Annotated in this window: 22 protein-coding genes; 9 read left to right on the top strand and 13 right to left on the bottom strand. The window is 63.3% G+C overall.

The features are described 5' to 3' along the window. Positions 1-256: 256 nt before the first annotated feature. The 6 genes from ACQKQA_RS08440 to ACQKQA_RS08415 form a co-directional block, all read right to left on the bottom strand. Positions 257-5239, bottom strand: a complete 4983-nt coding sequence (locus ACQKQA_RS08440; protein WP_427555447.1) for a hemagglutinin repeat-containing protein — start codon at positions 5237-5239, stop codon at positions 257-259. 110 nt (positions 5240-5349) lie between these two features. Next, complete coding sequence (locus tag ACQKQA_RS08435; protein WP_427555446.1) at positions 5350-7074, bottom strand: ShlB/FhaC/HecB family hemolysin secretion/activation protein; 1725 nt, start codon at positions 7072-7074, stop codon at positions 5350-5352. A gap of 722 nt (positions 7075-7796) precedes the next feature. Further along, entirely contained in the window at positions 7797-9128 is a 1332-nt protein-coding gene (locus ACQKQA_RS08430; protein WP_427555444.1) for a deoxyguanosinetriphosphate triphosphohydrolase, read from the bottom strand. Between the two features lie 158 nt (positions 9129-9286). Continuing rightward, positions 9287-9628, bottom strand: coding sequence for a hypothetical protein (locus ACQKQA_RS08425; RefSeq protein WP_427555442.1), 342 nt, complete (start codon positions 9626-9628; stop codon positions 9287-9289). Then, complete coding sequence (locus tag ACQKQA_RS08420) at positions 9625-10011, bottom strand: phage holin family protein (protein ID WP_427555439.1); 387 nt, start codon at positions 10009-10011, stop codon at positions 9625-9627. The genes ACQKQA_RS08425 and ACQKQA_RS08420 overlap by 4 nt, the downstream gene beginning before the upstream one ends. Position 10012: 1 nt before the next feature. After that, positions 10013-10327 (bottom strand): DUF883 family protein, encoded by a 315-nt coding sequence (locus ACQKQA_RS08415; RefSeq protein ID WP_427555436.1) that lies wholly within the window; start codon positions 10325-10327, stop codon positions 10013-10015. Between the two features lie 329 nt (positions 10328-10656). On the opposite strand from ACQKQA_RS08415, the gene ACQKQA_RS08410 reads away from it, so the two are divergent. Further along, positions 10657-11865 (top strand): ammonium transporter, encoded by a 1209-nt coding sequence (locus ACQKQA_RS08410; RefSeq protein ID WP_427555433.1) that lies wholly within the window; start codon positions 10657-10659, stop codon positions 11863-11865. A 44-nt stretch (positions 11866-11909) separates the two neighbouring features. Here the strand turns inward: ACQKQA_RS08410 and ACQKQA_RS08405 are convergent, their stop codons facing one another. Next, complete coding sequence (locus ACQKQA_RS08405; RefSeq protein ID WP_427555430.1) at positions 11910-13868, bottom strand: monovalent cation:proton antiporter-2 (CPA2) family protein; 1959 nt, start codon at positions 13866-13868, stop codon at positions 11910-11912. 215 nt (positions 13869-14083) lie between these two features. On the opposite strand from ACQKQA_RS08405, the gene ACQKQA_RS08400 reads away from it, so the two are divergent. From ACQKQA_RS08400 to ACQKQA_RS08385, 4 genes are all read left to right on the top strand, one after another. Beyond that, positions 14084-14320: a glutaredoxin family protein gene (locus tag ACQKQA_RS08400; protein WP_427555427.1), complete on the top strand. Its 237-nt coding sequence runs from the start codon at positions 14084-14086 to the stop codon at positions 14318-14320. Between the two features lie 113 nt (positions 14321-14433). Beyond that, positions 14434-14862, top strand: coding sequence for a LexA family protein (locus tag ACQKQA_RS08395; protein WP_427555424.1), 429 nt, complete (start codon positions 14434-14436; stop codon positions 14860-14862). Positions 14863-14918: 56 nt separating this feature from the next. Beyond that, the gene (locus tag ACQKQA_RS08390; protein ID WP_427555472.1) at positions 14919-15239 is read left to right on the top strand and encodes a transcriptional regulator; all 321 of its coding nucleotides are present in this window, start codon (positions 14919-14921) and stop codon (positions 15237-15239) included. Between the two features lie 87 nt (positions 15240-15326). Next, positions 15327-16217, top strand: coding sequence for a pseudouridine synthase (locus ACQKQA_RS08385; RefSeq protein ID WP_427555421.1), 891 nt, complete (start codon positions 15327-15329; stop codon positions 16215-16217). 81 nt (positions 16218-16298) lie between these two features. On the opposite strand, the gene ACQKQA_RS08380 is transcribed toward ACQKQA_RS08385, so the two are convergent. Both ACQKQA_RS08380 and mobA read right to left on the bottom strand, forming a co-directional pair. Next, positions 16299-16520: a YgdI/YgdR family lipoprotein gene (locus ACQKQA_RS08380; RefSeq protein ID WP_427555418.1), complete on the bottom strand. Its 222-nt coding sequence runs from the start codon at positions 16518-16520 to the stop codon at positions 16299-16301. 72 nt (positions 16521-16592) lie between these two features. Beyond that, positions 16593-17201, bottom strand: a complete 609-nt coding sequence (mobA, locus tag ACQKQA_RS08375; RefSeq protein ID WP_427555416.1) for a molybdenum cofactor guanylyltransferase MobA — start codon at positions 17199-17201, stop codon at positions 16593-16595. Positions 17202-17280: 79 nt separating this feature from the next. Here mobA and moaB point away from each other — a divergent pair, with 79 nt between their 5' ends. Beyond that, positions 17281-17820 carry a molybdenum cofactor biosynthesis protein B gene (gene moaB, locus ACQKQA_RS08370; RefSeq protein WP_427555414.1) on the top strand — a complete coding sequence of 180 codons (540 nt, stop codon included), beginning with the start codon at positions 17281-17283 and terminating at the stop codon, positions 17818-17820. Beyond that, positions 17804-19030: a molybdopterin molybdotransferase MoeA gene (locus ACQKQA_RS08365; protein ID WP_427555412.1), complete on the top strand. Its 1227-nt coding sequence runs from the start codon at positions 17804-17806 to the stop codon at positions 19028-19030. The genes moaB and ACQKQA_RS08365 overlap by 17 nt, the downstream gene beginning before the upstream one ends. A gap of 57 nt (positions 19031-19087) precedes the next feature. Here the strand turns inward: ACQKQA_RS08365 and ACQKQA_RS08360 are convergent, their stop codons facing one another. From ACQKQA_RS08360 to ACQKQA_RS08345, 4 genes are all read right to left on the bottom strand, one after another. Next, entirely contained in the window at positions 19088-19351 is a 264-nt protein-coding gene (locus ACQKQA_RS08360; RefSeq protein ID WP_427555410.1) for a hypothetical protein, read from the bottom strand. 242 nt (positions 19352-19593) lie between these two features. Continuing rightward, the gene (locus ACQKQA_RS08355; protein ID WP_427555408.1) at positions 19594-20253 is read right to left on the bottom strand and encodes a response regulator; all 660 of its coding nucleotides are present in this window, start codon (positions 20251-20253) and stop codon (positions 19594-19596) included. Continuing rightward, positions 20250-21143, bottom strand: coding sequence for a sensor histidine kinase (locus ACQKQA_RS08350; RefSeq protein ID WP_427555469.1), 894 nt, complete (start codon positions 21141-21143; stop codon positions 20250-20252). The genes ACQKQA_RS08355 and ACQKQA_RS08350 overlap by 4 nt, the downstream gene beginning before the upstream one ends. 501 nt (positions 21144-21644) lie before the next feature. Further along, positions 21645-22112, bottom strand: a complete 468-nt coding sequence (locus ACQKQA_RS08345) for a hypothetical protein (protein ID WP_427555406.1) — start codon at positions 22110-22112, stop codon at positions 21645-21647. Positions 22113-22680: 568 nt separating this feature from the next. On the opposite strand from ACQKQA_RS08345, the gene ACQKQA_RS08340 reads away from it, so the two are divergent. Both ACQKQA_RS08340 and ACQKQA_RS08335 read left to right on the top strand, forming a co-directional pair. Further along, positions 22681-23616, top strand: coding sequence for a chemotaxis protein CheV (locus tag ACQKQA_RS08340; RefSeq protein ID WP_427555404.1), 936 nt, complete (start codon positions 22681-22683; stop codon positions 23614-23616). A 98-nt stretch (positions 23617-23714) separates the two neighbouring features. Continuing rightward, the gene (locus tag ACQKQA_RS08335) at positions 23715-24518 is read left to right on the top strand and encodes an MOSC domain-containing protein (RefSeq protein WP_427555401.1); all 804 of its coding nucleotides are present in this window, start codon (positions 23715-23717) and stop codon (positions 24516-24518) included. Positions 24519-24535: the final 17 nt, after the last annotated feature.

Here is a 24535-nt window from a genome sequence, read left to right as displayed (position 1 = left end):
ACACCAGGCTTGACCTTAGCGCAGGGCGGGCAGGGGATATATGTGGGTTAAGGCGGGGTTGGGGACAATAAGGCAGTTCTTACATAAAAGACGGTTTCGGATTACAGCGGTTTTTCGGTTTGAAGTAGGAATGAGTATCCAGCGATGTAAAAGGTAAGGAGATATTGAAGGGTTAGTGCACTTTCCAAGGGGAGATAAAGGCTGCCCCCTTGATGGCGGGCAGCCGATACCTGGGTGTTTCTACTTCACCAAGCCGTTATCGGGCGGAGTCGTTACCTCCCGGGGTTTTCTGATCGATACCGGCCTGCAGCGACTGGCTGTCGTTATGCCCGCCGACGCGCAGTGGCCCCAGGTTGAACGACTGATCGTTGCGGGTCGCGTCGTCCTGTTTGCGGGTCAGCTCGTCCTTGGTTCCGAGGGCCAGGTTGACCGGCGACTTCGACAGATTGAGACCGACGTCGGCGCGGTAATCCGAGCCGGCCAGCGCGGTGCTGGTGACGGTCGAGCGGCCGAGGTCGACCTGACCCTCGCTGGCGCTGATCCGCGCGCCGTTCAGGTGGGTATCGCCCGACACCTGCAGGTTCACGCCCTGGGTGCCGCTGATGCCCGAAGCCTGGGCCACGCTGTCTTTGCTCTGCCGGCTGACATTCAGGTTCAGGGTCGGCGTGTAGGAGGTGTTGCCGCTCTTGTCGCCGAACAGTACGCCTTCGGCGGTGTTGGTCAGCTTGCTGCCGGTGCCGGTCTTCTCGCTGACGGCGTAGCTGTCGCTGGTTTTCGGCCAGACCCGTTCCTTGAGCCCGGAGACGCGGTCGCCCAGGGCTTCGGTCTTGTCGGCGAGGTAGCTCTTGGCCTTGTCGACGCTGCGGCCGAAGGCGCCCTTGGGCTCCGGATTGACGTCGTAGCTGCCGCTGCGGGTGAGTTTTTCACCCAGGCGCTCCTTGGCGGTCTGGGCCTTGTCCACCAGGTTGTCCTTGGCCGCGACCAGGCGGTCCGTGCCTTTGTCGACGACGTTCTCCAGCTTCTCGCGATGCTGGTCGAAACCGCCTTCAGCCTTGGCCTGCAGCTTGTCCTTGAGCGGACCGGTCTGCTGGGTCAGCTTGTCGACCACGCCCGGCTGGTTCTTCTCGGCGTCCAGGCGGGCGTCGATGTTGACCGTGGTGCTGCTGCGCTGGTCCTTGCGGCTTTCCACGTTGAGCTCGCCGCCAATGCGCCCATCCACTCGGTTGGCGTCGATGCGCGCGCCGGCCAGGTGGGTGTCGCCTGCGCTGGCCAGCGTCACCTGGTCGGCCTTGATCAGGCTGTTGTGCTGGGTGTTGCCGCTCAGCTGTTCGACGTCGATCTTGGCCCGGGCGTGGATGCCACGGTCGGTTTTCGGCGAGTCGTGTTCACTGGCGTCGGCGCGGGTGGTCTTGCCGCCGTTGCCACCGGCGCCCAGGGTCAGGCCCCAGTTAGTGTGCGCCTGGCTGGATTGCGCCGACTCCTGGTAGATCCCGCCCTTGTCGGCGCTGAGGGTGACCCCTTTGGCCTCGATCTGGGTGCCCTGCAGATGGAGCGCGGTGGCGCTGTCGGAGGCACTGGTCAGCTGGACCTGGCCATTGCTGTGCAATTGCCCGCCGGTCTGCTTCTGGTCCTGCTCCGAGACCCGGCCGATGTTGAAGTTGGCGCTCAGGCTGGCGTTCTTGCCGCTGCTCTGTTCGCTGCTGGTCTTGCCGGCGCCGACCGTCAGGCCGCCGCCGAGGTTGCTGCCCTGGCTGGCGTGGCTGTCGACCGCGGCCTGCAGGTCGAGCTTGCCGCCGGCGTCCAGGCGGATGTCGCCGGTCTTGTCGGTGGCGCTGCCGATGGTGGTGCCCTGGAGGGTCAGGTCGCCACCGCTGGACAGCTCGATCGGACCCTTGCCGCGAATCGTCGCGACCCGGGCCTGACTGTCCTGCTGGTCCAGGCGCTTGTGGTCCAGCTGCACCCCGGCGCCGAGGTTGAGGTTGTTGCCGTTGGCGCCCGGTGCGCTGCCGACGGTGAGCGAGGCGTCGCCGCGCAGGCTGGAGTCGCTGCTGTTCTGCCGGTCGTTGGCCTGGTTCAGGGCCAGTTCGCCGCCGGCCTGCAGCTTGACGCCGGCCTGGTCGCCATCGAAGCGGCTGCCTTCGTACTGGCCGTCGCCGTTGAGCTTGATATTCACGCCCTGGCTGCCGGCATAGCTGCCGACCACGGCCTTGCTGCTGTCGCTGTTCTTGTCGCTGCTGCCGCCGGCGCCGCTGCCACGCACATTCAGGTCTTCGCCGGTGGTGGTGTAGACCCGCACGCCGGCCTTGGCGTCCAGCGCCTGCTCGCTGCTGCTGTGGGTGTTGCTGGCGGCCTTGGCCAGATGGCTGCCGGCGTCGATGTCCAGGGCGCCGTTGGTGGCCTGGTAGCGGCTGCCTTCGTCCTGCAACTGGCCGGTGACCTTGACCTCGACCTGGCCGCCCTTGAACTCGCTGACCAGGGCGGTGCTGTTCTGCTCGGTGCGCTGTTTGTTCTGGTGGCCGACTTCCACGTCCAGCCCGACGTTGGGCTGTTCCAGGGCGTCGAGCAGGCCCGGCTGATGGAACTTGCGCTGGGCTACGCCTTCGATGGCCTTTTCCACTGGACGGGCCAGGCCCTTGTATTCGACGTTGGCGCCGACATCGGCGGTCCAGGTGTTGTCCTTGTGGCTGCTGGCGTCGGTGTTGTGTGCTGCGCGGTTGTCGACCTGTGCGGCCTCCACCTGCACCTTGCCGTCGGCCTTGACCTGGGCGCCCTCGGTCACCAGGGTGTTGCCGGCCTTGATGGTCAGGTTGCCCGTGGCGGCGATCCCGGTGGTGCGCGCGGTGCTGCTGTCGCGGCTGTCCTGGCTGCTCTTGTGGGCGAACTCCACGCCGCTGCCCGCGCGGTCCAGGCCGCCGGTGTAGTAGAAGCCACCGCCGGTGGTGCGGGTATCGGTGCTTTCTTGCTTGCGGTCGTGATCGGCCAGCAGTTCGACCTGGTGGCCGCTGAGGTTGGCATCGCCGCTGGTGGCCTTGAGGTTGCCGCCCTTGACGCTCAGGTTGCCTTCGGCAGCGACGTCCAGGCTGCCGCCGTTGAGGCTCGAGGCCTGCTGCCGGGTGTTATCGGTCTTGACGCTTTGCTGCTGGTCTTCGTAGCGCACGCCGGCGCGGTATTGCCGGGTGCCCGGAGCGTTCTCCTTGGCGTAGGCGTCGAAGCCACGGGTGTGGGTAGTGGTTTCGCTCTGCGAAGTGTTTTGCGCCGAGTCGATCTTGATGTCGCCCTTGGCGTCGGCCTTGAGCTTGCCGGTCGCGGCCACCTGGGCGCCGCTGATGGCGATGTCCTTGGCGCTCTTGAGCGTGAGGTTGCTGTCCGAGCGCAGGTCGCTGGTGACGGTGGTGCTGTCCTTGCGGTTCTGCCGGTTTTCGTCCTTGGCGATGCCGAAGAACTTGCTGTCCTTGCTGTAGCTGTTGTCGTGGGAGCGGTCCTGCACGCCGTCGATGGTCAGCGAGCCCTTGTCGCTGATCACGCTGGCCTGCTTGCCGCCGCGGGCCTGGCTGCCGCTGATGCGCACCTCGTCGGCCCGCACGATCAGGTCGCCCTGGGCGTTGACCTTGCTGCCCTTGTTCAGGGTCTTGCCCTTGTCGCCGTCGCCGTTCTTACCGAAGAAGCTACCGCCGACCAGGTCGCCGGAGTAGGACTTGTCGCTGTGGCTCTGGGTGCGGCTGGCGCTGCCGATGTCCACCTGTTGCCCGGTCAGCCCGATATCGCCCTTGCTGACCAGTTCGGCGCCCTGCAGTTGCAGTTGCTTGCGGCTGGTCAGTTGCAGCTGGTCGCCGGCCTCGAGCTGGCTGGTGATGCTGCGCTGTTCGCTGCTGGACTTGTCCCAGTCGGCTCTCCACAAGTGCTTGCGGTGCTGGCCCTGGTCGCGTTGTTCGCGGGTTTCGGTGGCGGCGGTCAGGCGCAGGTCGGCGCCGCTGTCGACCGTCAGGTTGTTGCCGGCCTTGATCTGGCTGGCCTTGAGCTCGGCGTCGCCACCGGCTTTGAGTTCGGCATCGCGGCGGGCGGTCAGCTGGTTGCCGTGCTGGCGGGTGTCGCTGTCGGTCAGGGTGCGGTCGTAGGTTTCCCAGGTGATGCCAATGGTGCTGTTGCTCCACTGCTCGCGCTTTTCCTGGAGCTTGCGGCTTTCGATGGCGCTCAGGGTGAGGTTGCGTCCGGCGTCGAGCTTGACGTCGCGGGCGCTGACATCGGTGGCGGCGAGGGTCAGGTCCTTGTTGCTGCGCAGGGCGACGTCTCCCTGGCTGCTGTGTACGCCGGCACGGACGGCGTCGAGGCTGTCGGGTACGGCCTGGCCACTGATGTGCAGGTCGCCCGCGGACTTGATATCGACCCCGTCGCGGCCCTTGACCTGTACCGCGCCGACCCGCACGCCGGCGCCTTCGGCGGTGCTGACGATGTTGATGCGCCCGGCCTGCATGGCGCCGAACAGGCTGGCGTCGATGCGTTGTTCAGTGGTGTGGCCGGTCGGGTCGACGCTGCGCACCTGGCCGCTGGCGGGGTCGACGCTGTTGCGCCCGACGGTGAGGTTGAGCTGGTTGCCGGCGGTGATGTCGCCCTGGCTGTCGATGCGCGGGGCGATCAGGTTGATGCTGCCCTTGTCGTTCTTCAGGCCTTTGCCCTCGACCGTCAACTGGCCCTGGGCGTCACGGGTGCTCAGGGCTTGCAGCTTGCCGTCGTTGAGCTCGGGGCGGCCGACCAGCAGGCTGGCGTTCGGCGTGTTGATGAAACTGCCGCCGTTGACCGAGATGCCGTTGGGGTTGGCCAGCACATAGTCGGCGGCGCGGCCGAAGATTTCCTGGGCGCCATTGATCGCCGACGCGTTGCGGCTGATCACCTCGTTGAGAATCACGCTGGCGTCCTGGCCATGGAACTGCGGGTTGGCGCCCAGTTGCCCGGCCAGTTGCGAGGTGCCCGATTGCAGGGCGTTGTTCAGCACCACGCCCTGGCGATCGACGTTGTAATCCAGGAACTGGTTGTGGGAGAGCCCGGAGCCGTTGGGCGCGACGATATTGACGATCGGCACGCCGCCCTGGGTCTGCAGTTGCGGGATACCGCCCGGGCCTTCGACCACGGTGATGCCGGCGGCGAGCGCCTGGGGCAGGTGGGAGACCAGCAGCAGGCTGGCGATGGCCAGGCGCAGTTTGCCCCTGGGGGACAGGTGGAACACTGAGGTGGTGTCGGGCATAAGAAGCTCTCTATGTATGGGCCGAGTGGCGGTGCGTGCTGTTCGTTGCAGCGCTGTTGGCGGGCTCAGGCTCGGCGGGTCTTGGCAGGCTGATGCACGGTTCGGGGACCTCATATCTGCACGCTCAGGCGGGTCAGCCAGGTGGGCGGTTCATGGTGGAAGCGCTGGGGTGTTTCCAGGCTGTGCTGGTAATCGACGTCGACCTGCAGGTTCTTCCAGCTCAGGTTCAGGCCGATGCTGGCGCCGCTCAGGCGCTCGCTGCCGGCGCCCTCTTGCGCCTTGATCCGGCCGTGGTCGAAGGCCAGGCGCGGGGTCAGCTTGAACGGCAGGTCGGTCTGCAACGGCAGGCGCAGGGTGTTGCGCCAGATCCCGCCGATGGCGCCCGAGGCGCTGTTCTCGCGATAGCCGCGCACGGCGGAGTCATCGGTGCCCAGCAGTTGCTCGATGGCCGGCAGCGGGTCGGGGCTGTACTGCAGCGACAGCTGGCTCTGCCACTGCCAGGGCTGGCTGCCGAAGCGGCCGTTGCGCCATTGGCTGAGACTGGCGCGGTACTTGCGGAACTGCGCCTGCGGCAGGTTGGGCTGCACCTGTTGCGAGTCGCGGTCGGCGCCGAACCAGGTCAAGCCCTGGGCGTAGTTGAGGTCCAGGTTCCACACCGCGCTGTTGAGCCAGAACAGGTTGAGCCCGGCCTCGGCCACGGTCAGGGTCGGGCTCTGGATGCCCAGGCGGACCTTCTCCAGGTAGCTGTCGACATCCTTGTGGGCCAGTTGCAGGTTGGCGCTCAACTGGTGCCCCTGGTCGCGCCACAGTACGCGGTCGGCGCGCAGGCTGAGCAGGTCGGTGCGCCCGCTGTTGTAGAGGGTGGTGCTGCTGAGTTTGAACGGCGCGCGGTACTCGGCATGGCTGGCGAACAGGCTGTAGGTCCAGTAGCCGTAGGGGATCGAATAGAAAACGCTGGCGCTGCGGCTGTAGCGCGGGCCGTGATTGAGGGTGTCGCTGACGTTCAGGTTGAGCGCGTCGTTGAGTTCCAGCGGGCTGTCGAGGCTCAGGTTGATGGCGTTGCGGTCGCGCCCGGTGCTGGCGCTGCCGAGGTTATCCACACCCAGCCCCAGGGCCCAGCGCGAGGCGGCGCTGCCCCGCGAGCGCAGGATGATCCGCGAGGCGCCGGGCTGGCTGCCGGGGGCGATATCGGCGGTCAGGTCCAGGGAGCGCAAGCGATTGAGCTGGTCCAGGCCCTGTTCCAGGTCGCGCAGGTTCAGCGGCTCGCCGAGCATCCCGGGGAAGGCGCCGGCCAGGGAAACCGGCAGGCTCTGATCGGCCAGCTCGACGGCTTCGACGTAGCCTTCGTCGATCACGATATCCAGCGAATGGCCGTCGGCGGGCGCGCTGCTCAGGTAGGGGCGGCTGGCGATGTAACCGGCGTCCACATAGATCCGGGTGATCTGCGCCAGCAGGCGGTTGATGGCGTTCACCCCCATGCAGGGTGCGATATAGGGGTCGAGCTGGCGGTTCAAGCGGTCTTTCTTGAACAGCGTGACCCCGGCGATCCGCGTGCCGCCGAGGGCCCAGCAATGTTCGTCCGCACCGCTGTGGGCGGCCTCGGCGGGCGCGATCGCCGGCGTGCCGAAACTGCCGCGCTGCAACTGGCGCTGGCGTTGTTCCAGTTGCAGTTGCTGCAGGTCGCGTTGTTGCTGTTGCTGCAGGCGCAGGGCTTCCTGGCCCGGTTGCGGCAGGTCGGCAGCGGCCACGGGCAGGGACCCGGCCAGCAACAAGGCCAGCAGCCAGCGGCGCAGGCCCGCGGGACAGCTTGGGTGATGGGCGGACGTGTAAGGCACTCGACATCCTTAATAGTGGAAAACGGACGAGGAAGTGCAACAGCAACAACTTTTCGACACGGATTCATTTCCGTGTAATCACTTCCATTTTGACGCTTGAGTCCTGGGCGCGCTCTTTGTTACGGCGTGGGGTGAAATTTCTGAATTAACCTGCTGGAACTAATAGGCAGGGCTGAAGTTTCAGTGAAGTACTTAGCGTGCTTACTATTTGTTCGGCGACCGACCACTCGGCGCAATGTCATGCAAGGAGAACGATCTGTCGGAGGTGAAATTAATCGACTGATGGCCATTTGCAATCTGAGACTAGCGGAAACGGTTAAGTCGATTTGTACGGAATTTGTAATCGTGGGGAGCCCGTGGGCGCCTTGTGTGGCAAGGCCCCTGGCCGAAAGGCCGGGCGGATGTATCGAAAGGTAAAGGTAGGATGTTTGGTTGTAGCGTTAACGGCTCGTTTGATTTTTGCTAGTTATGCTAGTTACCGTCCAGTATCTATCGGTCAATATCGCTAGTTATAGAGTGAGTGCTCTAGCTATCGATGTTGTTTGAAATAGGCTGGTCTGGATAGTTTGGCGGAGTGTTAAGCAGGTCCGTGCTGGAAGTTGAGTCAGGGCTGTATCAGGTTATTCCCTGATGCGGGTCTAGGGGAATCCCTTAGTTGTCGATCTGCAAAAATCTCTATGAACGGCCACCTCGAGCGTCCGAGGTGGCCATTCGACAGAGGGTTATTGCGGGCTGGAGCGTCCGGTCATTTCCCGGGCCATTTCGCTGGCGTAGCTGTCGGTCATGCCGGCGATGAAATCGATCATGCGCAGGAAGGAGGTGTGCAGCGAGCCGTTCGGGTCGGGGGCGTTATTGCCCAGCAGATCGAGAATCCGCCGGTTCTTGAACGACGGCGTGCGCCCGCCGTGCTGTTCCAGCGCCGCACCACAGAACGAGTTGAGGAGGATTTCCAGGGTGGTGTAGGCGCCGATCTCGTGCAGGGTCTTGCGTTTGTCCTGGAAGATCTTCTTGCGCGCGATGTCCTTGGCGTTGAGCACGCAGCGTTTGGCCGGGCCGTGCATATGCTCCACCAGGTCGCCCGGCAGGGTGCCGCCGAGCAGGGCGTCCTGCTGTTCGACGAAGGCCCGGGCGGCGGCGTTGGTCAGGTGCTCGATGGCCTTGCCGCGCAGGATCGCCAGTTTGCGCCGGCGCGAATCCCGCGGGCCGAGCTGGCGATAGGTTTCCGGCAGGTCGTCGCCCACCAGCCCGAGCAGCAGCGACTCGACCTCGGCATAGTCGAGCAGCTCCATTTCCAGCCCGTCCTCGAGGTCGATCAGGGCGTAGCAGATGTCGTCGGCGGCTTCCATCAGGTACACCAGCGGATGACGCGCCCAGCGTTGTTCCTCGAGTTGGGGCAGGCCGAGCTTGTTGGCGATCTGTTCGAGCAACGGCAACTCGCTCTGGTAGCAGCCGAACTTGTGCTTCTTGTAGCCCAGGGAGTCGGCGTGGCGCGCGGTCCAGGGGTACTTCAGGTAGGTACCGAGGGTGGCGTAGGTCAGCCGCGTGCCGCCGTCGAACTGGTGATATTCCAACTGGGTCAGTACGCGGAAACCCTGGGCATTGCCTTCGAAATTGAGGAAGTCGTTGCGCTCGTTTTCACTCATGGCATCCAGCCAGCCGCGGCCGGCGGCCTGCTGGAACCAGTGGCGGATGGCGTCTTCGCCGGAATGGCCGAACGGCGGGTTGCCGATGTCGTGGGCCAGGCAGGCCGACTGCACCACCATCCCCAGATCGCTGGGTTCGCACCAGTCGGGCAGGGCGTCGCGAATGGTCTCGCCGACCCGCATGCCCAGGGAGCGCCCGACACAGCTGACTTCCAGGGAGTGGGTCAGGCGGGTGTGGATATGGTCGTTGCTGGAGACCGGGTGCACCTGGGTCTTGCGCCCCAGGCGGCGGAAGGCGCCAGAGAAGATGATGCGGTCGTGGTCTTTGTGGAAGGGGCTGCGGCCCAGTTCTTCAGGGCTGTGCAGCGGTTTTCCGAGGCGTTCGCGGGTAAGCAGGGTATGCCAATCCAAGGCGGGGTCTCTCCGTCGAATGACTGATGGGCTAGCTTCCCGGTTCCCGTGGGTGCCTGCAAGCGGAACGAGCCAGTCAAGCGAAGAAGCCCTGCCGGAGCAGTTGTTAGACGCTCCTGCAGGGTTCTTGACGGGTCGGAGTCGGCCAGACAGTCGGCTCAGTTTTTACGCGAAGCGCCTTGCATGATCAGTTTGATCAGCGGCAACAGGCCGGCACCGATCCGCACCAGCCGGGCGAAGCTTCTGACATTGCCGCTCTTGGCGCCCTTGCCGGTGAGGAAACCCAGCAGGATCACGGCGGCCACGCCCCACAACGGCGCGTGCTTGATGCCGAAGCCCTGTTGCCAGCTCTGGCCAAGGCCGCGGACCCGCTGCAAGGGTTGCAGCAACTGCTGGGATTCGTGGCGGATTTCCTGGCGGTGCATTTCCATGCGCAGGCGGATCAGCGCCTTGCGCATCTCGCGCCGGGAATGGGTTTGCGGGAGATCGGGCAGGCTCATGGCAGCAGGCGTTCCCTATCGTTGGCCAACTCTTCGAGCGTGGCGTGGAAGGGGGAGGACTCATCGAAAACCGCTGCCTTCAGGCGCAGGGCGCAGAACAGCGCGGCCAGCGTATAGAAGACGCACAGGCCGATGATGGCGCTCAGGCGATAGCTGTCCCAGAACAGGATCAACACCAGGGTCGACAGGCCGATCAACAGCAGCAGGGCGAATACCAGGGCCAGCCCGGCGAACAGCAGCAGGCTGACGGTCCTGGCTTTCTGTTCCTGCAGCTCGATGCCGAACAGTTCGACATGGCTGTGCAGCAACCCGAGGAAAGCAGCGCCCAGGCGCCGTGTCGAGGAGCCTTGACCCGCGGAGGAGCCGGATTCTTCGATAGCCATATCAGCGCCGGGTCGCCAGCAGACCGATCAGGAAGCCCACGCCCGCCGCGATGCCCACGGCCTGCCAGGGGTTGTTCTGGACATAGTCCTCGGTGGCGGCGACCGCTGCCTCACCACGTTCGCGCAGGGATTGCTCGGTCAGTTGCAGGGTCTCGCGGGCCCGCAGCAGGCTGTCGTGGATCTGGGTACGCAACTCGTCCGCCTGGTCGCCGGCCAGGCTGGCGGTGTGTTCCAGCAGACGTTCCGTGTCGCTGACCAGTGCCTGAAAGTCCGCCATCAGTGTTTCTTGAGCCGTCTTGGTGGTTTTGCCGGTCATGGTGATCTCCATAGTGGCGTTCGAAAGTTTCGAGTATGAGCCTTGCGCGAAGGTTCAGTGCAAGTGTCTGGTACAGCTTTTGCTATGTCCTGGTGCGTAAACACGGGTGGGTGCGCCGAAAGCGCGCAGGACGCGGTGCATGACCGGTAAAACCTTACCCTAAAAAATCAACACTGACGGAAACACTCCGAGCGCTACGCCTGCTCGACAATAGCGCTGCGCCAAAACGGGTCAGAATTCACCGGTCGACAGGGCCTGTGGTGCCAACTTGGTGCAAAAACGCTCGAGCGGCTCGGGGCTGGTTCCTGATATTCAGGTCTGCCCATTCCATGGAAAATCTGCAAAGCGCTGTGGACACTCTGGTCCATGGTTCCAACACACTGTTCATCCTTATCGGCGCGGTCATGGTCCTGGCCATGCATGCCGGCTTCGCCTTCCTCGAAGTGGGCACGGTGCGTCAGAAGAACCAGGTCAACGCGCTGTCGAAGATCCTCAGCGACTTCGCCGTCTCGACCCTGGCCTATTTCTTTATAGGCTATTGGATTTCCTACGGCATCAGCTTCCTGCAGCCGGCGGCGGTGATCAGTGCCGACCACGGCTACGGGCTGGTGAAGTTCTTCTTCCTGCTGACGTTCGCCGCGGCCATTCCGGCGATCATTTCCGGCGGTATCGCCGAGCGGGCGCGGTTCGTTCCGCAGCTCTGCGCCACGGCGTTGATCGTGGCCTTCGTCTATCCATTCTTCGAAGGCCTGGTGTGGAACGGCAACTACGGCCTGCAAGCCTGGTTGCTGGACCGCTTCGGCGCCGGTTTCCATGACTTCGCCGGCTCCGTGGTGGTGCACGCCATGGGCGGCTGGCTGGCGCTGGCGGCGGTGCTGTTGCTCGGGCCGCGCAACGGGCGCTACCGCGACGGCAAGCTGGTGGCGTTCGCGCCGTCGAGCATTCCGTTCCTGGCCCTGGGCTCGTGGATCCTGATTGTCGGCTGGTTCGGCTTCAACGTCATGAGCGCGCAGACGCTGCAAGCGGTCAGCGGGCTGGTGGCGGTCAACTCGTTGATGGCCATGGTGGGCGGCACGGTGGCGGCGCTGATCGTCGGGCGCAACGACCCGGGCTTCCTGCACAACGGCCCGCTGGCCGGGCTGGTGGCAGTCTGCGCCGGCTCGGACCTGATGCATCCGGTGGGCGCCCTGATCACCGGGGCGATTGCCGGCGCGCTGTTCGTCTGGTGCTTTATCGCCACCCAGACCCGCTGGAAGATCGACGATGTGCTGGGTGTCTGGCCCCTGCATGGGGTGTGCGGTGTGTGGGGCGGTATCGCCTGCGGGATCTTCGGTCAGAGCGCCTTGGGCGGCCTGGGCGGGGTCAGCCTGGCCAGCCAGTTGATCGGTACCGGCCTTGGCGTGCTGGTGGCGCTGCTCGGCGGTTTTGCGGTGTACGGAGCGATCAAGATTTGCTGTGGCCTGCGCCTGACCCAGGAGCAGGAGTACTACGGCGCCGACCTGTCGCTGCACAAGATCGGCGCGGTCAGCCAGGACTGAATCCGCATAGCCCTGGCCGGCACCCGCGGCCAGGGCCTTGCCGGTCATTGGCCGCCGAGCAGGCGCGCCTCCGAGGCCTCGATGGCCGCCAGCGGGCCGGACATCAACACCGTATCGCCGGGTTGTAGCTGGGTGCTGGCGGCCAGTTCCAGGTCCTGCCCATCGCGTTTCACCCCTTGCACATCCACGCCCAACTGTTCCAGTGCCAGCTCGCCCAGGGCCAGGTTGCAGGCGTGGGCGGCGCTGCCGAGATTGACCGCATGCATCAGCACCCGCGGCTGGCCGCGGTTGTCCAGCAGGTCGGTCTGCGCGCCATGGTAGAAGCCATGCAGCAAGCGGTAGCGGTTGTGGCGGACTTCATCGACCTTGGCCTGCACCTGAGGCTCCGGCAGCCCGAGCATGACCAGGGCGTGGGAGGCCAGCATCAGGCTCGATTCCAGCAGTTCCGGCACCACTTCGCTGGCGCCGGCGGCTTTCAGTTCGGCCAGTTGGCTGTCGTCGCGGGTGCGCACCAGGATCGGCACGTCGGTGCTGATCCGCCGGGCGCTTTTCAGCACGTTCAGGGCGATGTCGGTCTTGTCCACCGCGATCACCAGCAGCCGCGCCCGTTCGAGGCCGACGGCGGCGAGCAGGTCGGCCCGGCGGCTGTCGCCGTAGTGCACGCAGTGTTCTCCGGCCGCGGCCTCCTGGACCCGCACCGGGTCGTCGTCCAAGGCAAGGAACGGCTGTTGTTCGCGGCGCAGGAAACGGCCGATCGACTGGCCGACGCGGCCGTAACCACAGATCACCACATGACCTTGCAAGCCGGCGTTGAGGGCGCTGATTTCTTCGAGCTGAGCCTCCTGGTTCGGCTTGCGGTGCAAGCGTGCGGCAATGTCCGGCGCGGCGCGCAGCAGCAGGGGCGTGAGCAGCATCGAGCAGAAGGTCGCGGCCAGCAGCAGGCCGTTCAGCTCGGCTGGCATCAGCTTGCTCTGCTGCATCTGCGCCATCAGCGCAAAGCAGAATTCGCCGCCCTGGGCCAGGGCCAGGCCACTGCGCCAGGCGGTTTCGCTGTCGCTGCCGCGCAGCTTGAGCAGCAACGCCACCACCGCGCCCTTGATCAGCATCAGGGCCAGGGTCAGGGCGAGGATCAACAGGCCCTGGCTGGCGAACAACTGCAGGTCGATCAGCATGCCGATGCTGACGAAAAACAGCCCCAGCAGAATGTCGCGGAACGGTCGGATATCGGCCTCGATCTGGTGCCGGTAGCGGCTTTCCCCTAGCAGCATGCCGGCGAGGAAGGCACCGAGCGCGGGGGACAGGCCGAGCAAGTGGGTCAGCCAGGCGGTCAGCAGGACGATGACCAGCGCCAGCAGCACGAACAGTTCGGCGGAGTGGGAGGCGGCCACTTCGTGGAACAGCCTTGGCAGCAACCAGCGGCTGGCCAGCGCCAGGCCGATGAACAGCAGGACGGTCTTGGCCAGGGTCAGGGGCAGCGCCCAGTACCAGGCCTGTTCGGTGTTGCCGGCGAATACCGGCACCAGGGTCAGCAGCAGTACGGCCACCACGTCCTGGAACAGCAACACGCCGATCGCGTTCTGCCCGTGGCTGCTGAAGATTTCCCCGAGGCTGCCCAGTTCCTTGCTGACGATGGCGGTGGAGGACAGCGCCAGCCCGGCACCGAGCAGCAGGGCCGGGATCGGCGGCCCGCCCGCAAGAATCAGCAGGCCGCCGAGGACGGCGCTGCTGCACAGTACTTGCAGGCTGCCCAGGCCGAATACCACCCGCCGCAGGGCCAGCATCTTCGACACGGAGAATTCCAGGCCCAGGGAAAACAGCAGGAACACCACCCCCAACTCCGCCAGGTCGGGCAGGTTTTCGTTGTCGTTGACCCAGCCAAAGGCGGTCGGCCCCACCAGCAGGCCCACGCACAGGTAGCCCAGCACGGGCGGCAGGCGCAGGCGCCGGAACAGGGCAATCACCACCAGGGATGAGGCGAGGATGATCAACAGATTGGCGAACACAGGTATCTCCGGACAGCGAATGGAACCTACAGAGCGTAGAGGCAAAAAAAGCGCCGAGGATCGCGCAATGGGCCGTTGGCCGCGCTGATCTGCATCAGGTCTTTGGCAGAATGCCCGCAGAGGGCTGCACCAGGTTGTCGCTGTGGCCTGGATTGGTCGACGGCTTTTTTCTGCCGGCCTAGAATAAGCGCCTGTTCTCTTTCGGTCTGTATGCCATGCCTCCTGAATGTCAGCTGTTCGGCACCCTGGGTTGCCACCTGTGTGAACTCGCCGAGGCGGAATTGATGCCGCTGGTGGAGCACGGGCTGATGGTCGAGCTGGTGGATATCGCGGAAGACGAAACCCTGCTCGAGGCCTATGGCCTGCGTATCCCGGTCCTGCGCCGGGTGGACAACGGTGCCGAGCTGGGCTGGCCGTTCGATGCCGAGCAGGTGGTGGCCTTTCTGCGCTGAGCCGGCTTTCGCTGGCGCGGCGCTTTCCGTTTGTCGCCCTTCATTGCAAGCCCTTGGCGGGATCCCGATTATTCGGTTACTGTATATGCATACAGCTATCGGGGTGTTCCGCCATGTCTCTCACCATCCTCGCCCGCGCCGAGCGTTTGCAGCATCTGCCGTCCGAACAGGCGCGGCACGACGGCTTTGCCGCCGGCCTCGAGTTCGAAGGCGGTTTTTCCCTGGATCGCACCGTGGGCCTCGGCGCGCCGCAGATCCGCGCGGTGCGGGTGGATGACGACAGCCTGCTGGGTTTCGGTATCTATCCGGGCGATCGGCTGATCGTCGATCGTTCGGCGACCCCGGCGGTGGAGCAGTACGTGGTGGTCCCGCTCGATGGCGAAGACACCTACGGCGTGCGCCTGCTGGCACCCGATCCCAAGGGTGGGTTGCTGCTCAAGGCGGCGCGCCCTTCGATGGCCTCCATCCCCCTGAACGGTCGGGACTCGATGCAGATCTGGGGCGTGGTGCTGTGGGTCGTCAGTTACGTCGGCCGTGGCTGATCTCGAAGGGCGTGGCGTGTGCTCAGTGGACGAATGAAAGGGTAGAAGGACTGATGATGGTCAATGTCGAACAATTGAAGAGCAGTGTGAACCGCATGTCGGCGGACGTGGTGCGCGAAGCCGTACTCGAGCTGCGCCTGGACGGGCTGGTCACGGAAGGCAAGACGCCGTTCAACAAGCTGCATTTCAATACCTGCTTCGCGGAAATCGAAGCCCTGTTCCAGCGTGCGGGTTATCACCGGCAGCTGGATGTGGTGGGGTATCAGGGGTTGTTGTATGCCCTGTATGACCCGGCCCGCTGGGAGGCGGTCGATGTGCTGCGCTGGCTGAAGGAGTTTACCGATGCCGCCGCGCAAGCGGGCGTGGCCCACGCTTAGTCGTTGGTCCCGAACAGGGAAACTCTCCTAGGCTCTCCGGGGCCCATGTTGGATAATGCCGCTCTGCATCTTCGCTTGAGCTTTTGTATGTCTTCCGTAGCTTTTTCCGCCGCACAGCAGCAGGCCAGCACCCTGTACCTGCCTCCTGGTTCATGGCCAACCGTGTTGGACTGTCTGTGTGACCACTTCAGCACCATCAGCCGTGAACAGTGGTTGAGCCGGATCGCCCGTGGTCGCGTGCTCGACGGGCAGGGGCAGCCGATCGGCGTCGACCTGGCGTATCGCGAAGGCCTGCGTATTCACTATTTTCGTGAAGTGCCCGACGAAAAGGTCATCCCGGTGCAGGAGTCGATCATCCATGTCGACGAGCACCTGGTGGTGGCGGACAAACCGCATTTCCTGCCGGTCACCCCGGCGGGGGAGTATGTCGAGCAGACCTTGCTGCGACGCCTGATTCGCAGCCTGGACAACCCGCACCTGGTGCCCCTGCATCGCATCGACCGGCATACGGCGGGGCTGGTGTTGTTCTCGGCCAATCCGCAGAGTCGTTCGGCCTATCAGGCGCTGTTTCCGACGCGCAGGATCGACAAGCGTTACGAGGCGATTGCACCGGCCTTGCCGGGTCTTGAATTCCCGCGGGTGCATAAGAGCCGCCTGGTGGATGGCGAGCCGTTTTTCCGCATGCAGGAAGGGCCCGGCACCAGCAATACGGAAACGGCGCTGGAAGTCCGGGAAAAGAACGGCGAGCTCTGGCGTTATGGGCTGTACCCGGTGACCGGCAAGAAACACCAGCTGCGGGTGCACATGAGCGCGTTGGGGGCGGCGATCTGCAACGACCCGTTCTATCCCGATGCGCTCAAGGATGTGCCGGACGATTACGCCAATCCGCTCAAGTTGCTGGCCCAGGGGCTGCGTTTCAGCGATCCGCTGACCGGTGAGGAGCGCGAGTTCGAGAGCCGGATCACCTTGCAGTGGTAATCCCGGCTGCTTGTCCTGCCTCCAGAAACGATAAAGCCCGCGGAAGCGGGCTTTATGCATTCAAGGCGGTAACGGTGTGGATTACAGCTCTTTGACGGTACGAACCTGATCCTTGTTGATACGGGTCTGTTTGCCGTCCAGCTGTTCGAACTCGTAGAAGCCTGAGTCGCGGTCGTATTTCGGCGTATCGACGGCCTGGATTTCGCGACCGTCATTCAGGGTGATCACAGTAGGCGATGCACAACCGGCAAGAGTGGCAAGGCCCAGTGCGAGCATGAGAGTGGCGAGAGTCCGCTGAATCATTGTGTGTCTCCGGAGATGAATACTTTTGGTTGCTGTTCTTGAGACGTATGCAACGCCTGCAAGTTCCTTGAATTAGCGGCATTCTGACACGCCGTGGTGCTGGCTTAACAGCTCTGGCGTATTCAGGTTAGCCAACCGCGGATCGTCTGCCGGACATTGCAGGGCCTGGGCACCCAGTCCGCGCATGAGGCGTCCGGGGCTGCGTTCACCCTTTTGCCAGGCCGCGTCGAAGGCGCCGAGCAGTGTGCTCGGAATGATGCACAACAGCGGTTCCCAATGCTCGCCGTGGCGTAGCATCAGTGGCTTGTCCGGATGCTGGCTGGCGGCCTGGCGCATGGCTTCGAGCAGGGGGGCATCGATGCGTGGCACATCGCAGGGCAATACCAGCATCCAGGGATGCCGGGCGACGGCAAGCCCGGCCCGGATGCCGGCCAGCGGCCCCGGGAAGTCGGTGCTGTCGTCCTGCACCAATTGATCGGCGTAAGGCGCGTACTGTTCCCGATTGCGATTGCAGGAAATGATCAGGTCATCGCTCAGGCCGCGGGTCAGCCGATGCAGGTGAGTGATCAAGGGCTGGCCCTGCCACTCGATCAGCCCCTTGTCCCGGCCGCCCATGCGTTGGCCACGCCCACCCGCCAGGAGCAGAATGGAGCAGGGTGGCAAGTCTGCAAGCGGGGTCATGGCACGTCTCCACAGGGGCGGTCAAAGAGAGGGCTGTGATATAACACCGGGCCGTTTCTCCTACAACTGGATCGAGCCTATGAAAGCCAAGGCTGATGTACCTTTCGTACCGCTGAACATTGCGGTACTGACTGTCAGTGATACCCGGACCCTGGAGACCGATACGTCCGGCCAGGTCTTCGTCGATCGCCTGAACGCTGCTGGCCATAACCTGGCCGCGCGCATCCTGCTCAAGGACGATCTCTACAAGATTCGCGCACAAGTGGCGACCTGGATCGCCGACGATCTGGTGCAGGTGGTGCTGATCACTGGCGGCACCGGTTTCACTGGCCGTGACAGCACCCCGGAAGCCGTGTCTTGCCTGCTGGACAAGCAGGTCGACGGTTTTGGCGAGTTGTTCCGTCAGATCTCGGTGGCCGATATCGGCACCTCCACTGTGCAATCCCGCGCCCTGGCCGGCCTGGCCAATGGCACGCTGGTGTGCTGCCTGCCGGGTTCGACCAACGCTGTGCGTACCGGTTGGGACGGCATCCTGGCCGAGCAGTTGGACGCGCGGCATCGCCCGTGCAATTTCGTCGCCCACCTGAAACAGGCAGCGCCTTGTGAATCCCGTGGGTAAGCCGGGCAAGACCGGTGCCTTGATGCCGGTCGAGGTGGCCCTGGCCCGTTTGCTGGAGATGGCCGAGGCTGCGCCCATCCTCGAGCATGAGCGGCTGCCGTTGGCGGCGGCTCAAGGGCGGGTATTGGCCGACGACTTGATCTCCACCCTGGATCTTCCGCCCTGGCCGAACAGTGCCATGGACGGTTATGCCTTGCGTGCCGAGGACTGGACCGGCGAGCCCCTTGCGGTCAGCCAGAAGATCTTCGCCGGGCAGGCACCCGAGCCTTTGGCGTCTGGCACTTGCGCGCGCATATTCACTGGCGCCCCGGTCCCGGCGGGGGCTGACTGCGTGGAAATGCAGGAAAACGCACAGGTTCAGCTCGATGAGCGGGTCTCTTTTACCGAGCCGCTCCGCCCGGGGCAGAACATTCGCCCCCAAGGCCAGGAAACCACGGTCGGCGAGTGTGTGCTGGTGGCGGGTACGCAGTTGGGGCCGATCGAGCTGGGGCTGGCGGCTTCGTTGGGGCGTGCGGAGCTGGAGGTGGTGCGCCGGGTGCGGGTCGCCGTGCTCTCCACCGGCGATGAACTGGTAGAGCCTGGGCAGGCACTCGGCCCGGGGCAGATCTACAACAGCAATAGGGTCCTGCTGTGCAGTTGGTTGCAGCGACTGGGCTGCGAGGTGATCGACGGTGGAATCCTGCCGGACGATCTGCCCATGACCCGACAGCGCCTTGCCGAGTTGGCGGATGTGGATCTGATCCTGTCCACCGGCGGTGTCTCGGTGGGCGAGGCTGACTTCCTCGGCATCGCCCTGAGAGAAGAGGGTGAGCTGGCCCTCTGGAAGCTGGCGATCAAGCCGGGTAAGCCGCTGACCTTTGGGCACTTCCGCGGTGTGCCGGTGATCGGCCTGCCCGGTAATCCGGCTTCGACGCTGGTGACCTTTGCCCTGTTGGCCCGACCGTATATTTTGCGGCGCCAGGGGGTAAAAGAGCTGCAGCCTTTGCAGTTCCGGGTGCCTGCCGGGTTTACCTGGCCGAAGCCAGGGAATCGACGTGAATACCTGCGTGGCCGTCTGGAGCAGGGCAAGGCCGTGATCTATCGCAACCAGAGTTCCGGCGTCCTGCGCAGTGCCGCCTGGGCGGAAGGCTTGGTCGAGGTGCTGGAAGGGCGAATGCTGGCCGAGGGTGATTGGGTCAACTTCATTCCGTTGAGCGAAGTCCTGGGCTGACGCCAGGGGAGGCGGACCTGGTCGGTGTGGCCGGGCCCATCCTCCAGGCCCCGGCCATCAACGCAGCAGTAAAAGAATCAGCAGGCCAAAACGGCTGTTCAGGCCCCAGGACAGCAGCGCCGATAGAAACCCGGCATAGGCCACTACCCATGCGAGTTTTTTGAGCCAGGTATGAAGACGGCTATCGGGCTGATGTTCGTGCTCGTGGGAGCCTGCTTGATGGGCACTCAGTTCCGGGTGTTTACCCGTGCTCAGCAGGATGCTCCCTTCAAGCCGATTGAGCCTGGAGTTCGAGCCTTCAAAGCATTTCTTGTCATCCATGGTCTTTCGTTTCCCTGTTTTTGAGGCGTTGTTCGCCTGCCCTGAACATTCCTTGATTGGTTGTCAGGGGTCAATTCAGGTGATTCTCAATCTTTGGTCAGAAAAGTTACCGACCCGTCAGCAGTGGGCCTGAGAGAGGCACATTGATCCCGTGGCGGTCGGTTTTTTCGGGGGGAGAGGGCGCGGGGCGAGGGTCAACATCCTTCAAGGACCCTCTGCTGGCAGGAGTGGAGCCTGGCGTGTTAATCGTCGAGGCTGATGATCTGTTCGCGGACGGCAAAGAGGACCAGGCCGGCCACATCGTAGATCTGCAGGCGCTTCATGATCTGCGAGCGGTGGGTTTCCACGGTCTTGATGCTCAGGCCCAGCCCGTGGGCGATTTCCCGGGTCGATTTGCCGCGCACGATCAGGCGCAGGATCTCTAGCTGGCGCGCGGTCAGGTTATGGGTGTCGACGGGCTCTGGATGAGGTTTCTGCACACGGATCAGCGCCTGGTTGATCACCGTATGGGCAATGGCCGGGCTGAGGTAGCGCTCGTTGTTGCGCAAGGCGTCGAGCGCATGCTCGAGTTCGTTGGCGGTGGTGTCCTTGAGCAGATAACCGTGCGCTCCAGACTCCAGGGCCTGCATGATCAGGGCCGGGTCGGTGTGCATCGAAAGGATCAGCACCTTGCTTTGCGGGCGCACGACCTTGAGTTTCTTCAGGGCTTCGAGGCCGCTGACGTCCCGCATGGAAATGTCCAGCAGGATGATGTCCGGAGACAGCTTCTCGACCATTTCCAGCAACTGCGCGCCATCATTGGCTTCGCCGGTCACGGCATAGCCAGGAATGTCCATGACCAGGGCACGCACGCCGGCCCTGATGAGCGAGTGGTCATCCACCAGAAGTAAGTTGCAGGTCAATGTAAAACCTTATTCGTACTGGCCCGTTCGAGTGCGCGAGGGGCCCAGGGGAAAAGTGCTTCGATTTGTGTGCCCTGGTCGGGCTGGCTGGAAACCTTCAGGGTTCCACCCAGTTGCGCGATTCTTTCCGACATGCCCGCCATGCCGCGCTGGCCCTGTTCGCCCGGATTGGCGACCGGGGAAAACCCCAGGCCATCGTCGCTGATAAACAGTGACAGCCCTTCGGGCAGGCGTTGCAGGCGTACCAGCAGGTTATTCGCCTGGGCGTGACGCAGCATGTTGGTGACGGCTTCCTGGGTGATACGAAAGGCCGCCACCGCCATCTCCTCGGGGATGCCCGCGAGCCCTTGCTTGCATTCCAGGCTCCAGTGCACCGAGGTGTTTTCCAGGGTTTTCAGCAAGTGGGCCCGCAGGCTGGCTTCCAGGCCCAGGCTGGCCAGTTGCCGCGGCTTGAGAATCGCCGATACGTCGCGCACCTTGGTCAGGGTTTCTTCCAGTGTGCTGTGGAGTGCCGTGCAGTGCTGCTGCAGGTCTTCGGGCAGGCGGCGCTTCAACCATTCGCTTTGCAACTTGGCGGCCGTCAGCAACTGGCCGATATCGTCATGCAGTTCCCGACTGAGTCGATGGCGCTCGTTTTCCTGTACTTCCAACAAGCGCTCCGCCAGTTCCTGGGGCTGGAACTTGATCGATTTGCGCGAGTCGCCGTAGTAGGCCCAGACACTGGCCAGGGCCGCCAGATTCAGGATCAGCAGGCTCAGGGGAAAGGTAGTCGACAGCCAGTAGGCGGCCAGGTTTCCAATTACCGAGCCTGAGCACAGCAACAGGTTGAGCCAGCGCAGTGTTTTCCGGGATCGAAGCCAGGTGGCGATTGACTTGAGGCTGGCGTACATAGCAGATGGAGCCAATGAGTGTTCACTGCGGGGAGACCGGTCAAGGCGACTGACAGGCCCCTGTTTGGAAAACGGTATTGTTTGAGTAGGCGACTTCAATTAACGCGGTCTATGTCGTTGTGAGCAAGTCTTGCACGGGTTCGGTGTGTAACAGGATCAATCTGCAATCACATTGCCATTAAGTGCATCGTCGAGTGGCGGGCATAGTATCACTTTAGCTACCGTTGGTCGCGTCTCCATATATGTCCAGTTGGTCAGGAATATTGCCTTCTGGAACGTATGTTCCGGTTTGCTTGTTTTAACTGGCCACGCTGAAACACTGATGGTATCCCGCCTTGAGCCAACGGGCAGGGGGAAGTCCAAACACTTGATGTCGGTATTATTTAATTGTGCTAATTGGCTTTGTCGTTAACAGGCATGAAATATTGAATAACGACATGATGCGGGTCAATACAACAATACTTCCAGCGCCCGAAGTTATGGATTAACCACGGGCTTTTCTTACGCGTTTCTCTTGGCGATTGAAAAAACGTTAAACGAAGGCGGCTGGCAGGACAGGGGCGCGTGCTGCGGGTCGATTTGCACGGCGAGGGATTCGATGAGCGTGGCCTGCTCGTTGTTGTCGAGGTTCAGTTGGCCGGTAATGGGGTCGACGAGTTCGAGATGCCAGGCCATCAGGGTGAAGCAATCCCTGAGGGTGCCGAGGAGCTGCTCGTTCATGTCCGGATAAGGGTGGGAGTGATCCAGCAAGGCATGAACCTGGCGCGAGAATTCAGCGGTGCAGCACAGCGCCAGCGCGTCGGTTTTCTCGGCAAGCTTGAGCAGGGTGGACAGCATGCAATCGATTGCGTCCTGATCGTTCCTGATCAGATTGAGATGGTTCAGGCACTCCACCGACTTGGCCAGCAGGGCTTCTGCCTCGAGCAGAAAGTCAGATGACAGGTGCCACTCTTTATCGTCGATCAACATGCTTGTCTCCACGACGCCACGTCAGATGATGGAATGGTGCGTTTTGTGAGCGGCTGTAAGGTAGTACGCCGGTTATGCCGTGGGATATAGGACGAATCTGATTGGTTCTTGGTAAACGAGGACGGCTCAGGTGGGTTTAGTCCGACTTGCCAGAGTGCAGTGGAACTGCAGCCGGCGGCACGCCGGCCACGGAGTAGCGGCGGCAACGCTTGGACAGCGGAGGCGGTAGGGCTCGAAAGGGCACCAGGCCATCTTCCTGCGATCACAAACAAAAGCCTGACTCCATTCATGCAATGAGAATGGCGTCACATTAATGGCTATTGGATATTGCGAATATCAGGTCGGTCCTGATTGTTGCTAGGGGATTCCCTTATACAGGGGAACCCGGCGTCGAAATTAAGGTCACGCCGGGTGAGTTTGAGCGGATGAAGTCGCGAAGCCAGTAAAGCATGATGTTAATGTGACATCAATGCCTTTGCGTGGCATTTTGTAAGCGGGTCAAGATTCGGCGAATTCCGCCGATAACCCTCGTTAGTGAATTCATCAGAACAAGCCCAGGAGTCATTACATGGCCGGCATTCTCGACACGGTAGATCAACGCACGCAGCTGGTGGGTGAGAATCGCCTGGAAATCCTCATGTTCCGTCTGGCCGGGCGACAGTTGTTTGCAATCAACGTGTTCAAGGTGCAGGAAGTCCTGCAATTGCCGAAGCTGACGCTGATGCCCCAGCGCCATCCTTTCGTCTGTGGGGTGGTCAACCTGCGGGGGCAGACGCTGCCGGTCATCGACCTGTCCCAGGCGATCGGCATGCGGCCGCTGGTTCCAGGTCCGAACAGCACCATTATCGTCACCGAGTACAACCGCTCGGTGCAGGCTTTCCTGGTGGGCGGTGTCGACCGCATCGTCAACATGAACTGGGAAGCCATCCTGCCGCCACCGACCAGCGCCGGGCGCCAGCATTACCTGACGGCGATCAGCAAGGTCGACGATCAACTGGTCGAGATCATCGACGTGGAAAAAGTCCTCGCCGAAATCGTCCCGTACAACGCCAAGGTGTCGCGTGACAAGCTCGACGATCCGCTGCTCGAACGTGCCCGCGGCCGTGAAGTGCTGCTGGTGGACGACTCCAACGTGGCCCTGTCGCAACTGCGCGACACCCTGGGCCAGTTGGGGGTGAAGATGCACATCGCCAGCGACGGCCTGAAGGCCTTGAAGATGCTCAAGGCCTGGGCCGATACCGGCGTCGACATGACCGATAAGCTGCTGATGGTGTTCACCGACGCCGAGATGCCGGAAATGGACGGCTATCGCCTGACCACCGAAATCCGCAACGACCCGCGCCTGCGTGGCCTTTATGTGGTGCTGCATACGTCGTTGTCCGGCAGCTTCAACGAGTCGATGGTGAAGAAGGTCGGTTGCGACAACTTCCTCTCCAAGTTCCAGCCGGACAAGCTGGTCGACGTGGTGCGCCAGCGTCTGGTCCTGGACGAAGCTCCCGTCTGAGGGGCATTACCGCCGCAGTGATGTCTGCGGCGCAGGTGTTTCTTTGATTCGCGGGTCGGCTCGTATAAGGTTGCTTTTTTGCAAACAGGGAGCTGGCCATGCGTCTCAGCGCGCTTTATCGATACCCCTTGAAGTCCGGCAGGGGGGAGTCCTTGCAACAGGTCGCACTGGACAAGCTGGGGCTGGAAGGGGACCGACGCTGGATGCTGGTCGACGAACCCAGCGGGCGTTTCCTGACCCAGCGCGCGGTGCCGCATATGAGCCAGCTGTCGGCGTTGTGGAACGCCGAGGGTGGGCTGACCCTCAGCGCGCCCGGTTACCCCTCCCTCGATGTGCCCTTGCCTGGCGCGGATGCGCCCTTGCGTGGGGTGACCATCTGGCGTGACACCCTGCGGGTGCCGGATGCCGGTGACGAGGCCCATGCCTGGTTGAGTGATTTCGTCGGCAAGCCGACCCGTCTGGTCCAGGTTCCCCTGGACCGTGCACGTACCACCCAGGCCGGCTACGGCAAGGATGACGATCAGGTGGCCTTTGCCGACGGCTTTCCGCTGTTGCTGATTGGCGAATCGTCCCTGGAAGACCTTTCCAGTCGTGTCGGCCGTCCGCTGGAGATGCTGCGCTTTCGCCCCAATCTGGTGATCGAGGGCTTCCCGGCCTTTGCCGAAGATGGCTGGAAGCGCATCCGCATTGGCGATCTCGAGTTCCGGGTGGTCAAGCCGTGTGCGCGTTGCATCCTCACCACCATCGATCCGCAGACCGGCGAGCGCAGCGCCGATCGGGAACCGCTGGCTACGCTGCAGCAGTATCGGGCGCAAGAGGAGGGGGCTATGTTCGGGCAGAACCTGGTGAACGATGGTAGTAGCCGGCTGGAAGTCGGCATGCCGGTTACCGTGCTGGAATAGTCGGCGGCGCTGAAACG

The sequence above is a fragment of the Pseudomonas sp. NPDC089530 genome (assembly GCF_050280705.1).
In the GTDB taxonomy this organism is placed as follows: domain Bacteria; phylum Pseudomonadota; class Gammaproteobacteria; order Pseudomonadales; family Pseudomonadaceae; genus Aquipseudomonas.
Note: the sequence above shows the minus strand (reverse complement) of the source record. Positions and strands in the feature narration are given on the sequence as shown.

Bases quoted from the DNA above. Each gene is read 5' to 3' on its own strand.
- ACQKQA_RS08410 (WP_427555433.1), top strand. From the start codon at position 10,657: ATGGAAAATCTGCAAAGCGCTGTGGACACTCTGGTCCATGGTTCCAAC.
- ACQKQA_RS08390 (WP_427555472.1), top strand. From the start codon at position 14,919: ATGGTCAATGTCGAACAATTGAAGAGCAGTGTGAACCGCATGTCGGCG.
- ACQKQA_RS08395 (WP_427555424.1), top strand. From the start codon at position 14,434: ATGTCTCTCACCATCCTCGCCCGCGCCGAGCGTTTGCAGCATCTGCCG.
- ACQKQA_RS08415 (WP_427555436.1), bottom strand. From the start codon at position 10,327: ATGACCGGCAAAACCACCAAGACGGCTCAAGAAACACTGATGGCGGAC.
- ACQKQA_RS08335 (WP_427555401.1), top strand. From the start codon at position 23,715: ATGCGTCTCAGCGCGCTTTATCGATACCCCTTGAAGTCCGGCAGGGGG.
- ACQKQA_RS08340 (WP_427555404.1), top strand. From the start codon at position 22,681: ATGGCCGGCATTCTCGACACGGTAGATCAACGCACGCAGCTGGTGGGT.
- ACQKQA_RS08400 (WP_427555427.1), top strand. From the start codon at position 14,084: ATGCCTCCTGAATGTCAGCTGTTCGGCACCCTGGGTTGCCACCTGTGT.
- ACQKQA_RS08360 (WP_427555410.1), bottom strand. From the start codon at position 19,351: ATGGATGACAAGAAATGCTTTGAAGGCTCGAACTCCAGGCTCAATCGG.
- ACQKQA_RS08380 (WP_427555418.1), bottom strand. From the start codon at position 16,520: ATGATTCAGCGGACTCTCGCCACTCTCATGCTCGCACTGGGCCTTGCC.
- ACQKQA_RS08425 (WP_427555442.1), bottom strand. From the start codon at position 9,628: ATGAGCCTGCCCGATCTCCCGCAAACCCATTCCCGGCGCGAGATGCGC.
- ACQKQA_RS08350 (WP_427555469.1), bottom strand. From the start codon at position 21,143: ATGTACGCCAGCCTCAAGTCAATCGCCACCTGGCTTCGATCCCGGAAA.
- ACQKQA_RS08385 (WP_427555421.1), top strand. From the start codon at position 15,327: ATGTCTTCCGTAGCTTTTTCCGCCGCACAGCAGCAGGCCAGCACCCTG.
- ACQKQA_RS08440 (WP_427555447.1), bottom strand. From the start codon at position 5,239: ATGCCCGACACCACCTCAGTGTTCCACCTGTCCCCCAGGGGCAAACTG.
- moaB (WP_427555414.1), top strand. From the start codon at position 17,281: ATGAAAGCCAAGGCTGATGTACCTTTCGTACCGCTGAACATTGCGGTA.
- ACQKQA_RS08420 (WP_427555439.1), bottom strand. From the start codon at position 10,011: ATGGCTATCGAAGAATCCGGCTCCTCCGCGGGTCAAGGCTCCTCGACA.
- ACQKQA_RS08345 (WP_427555406.1), bottom strand. From the start codon at position 22,112: ATGTTGATCGACGATAAAGAGTGGCACCTGTCATCTGACTTTCTGCTC.
- mobA (WP_427555416.1), bottom strand. From the start codon at position 17,201: ATGACCCCGCTTGCAGACTTGCCACCCTGCTCCATTCTGCTCCTGGCG.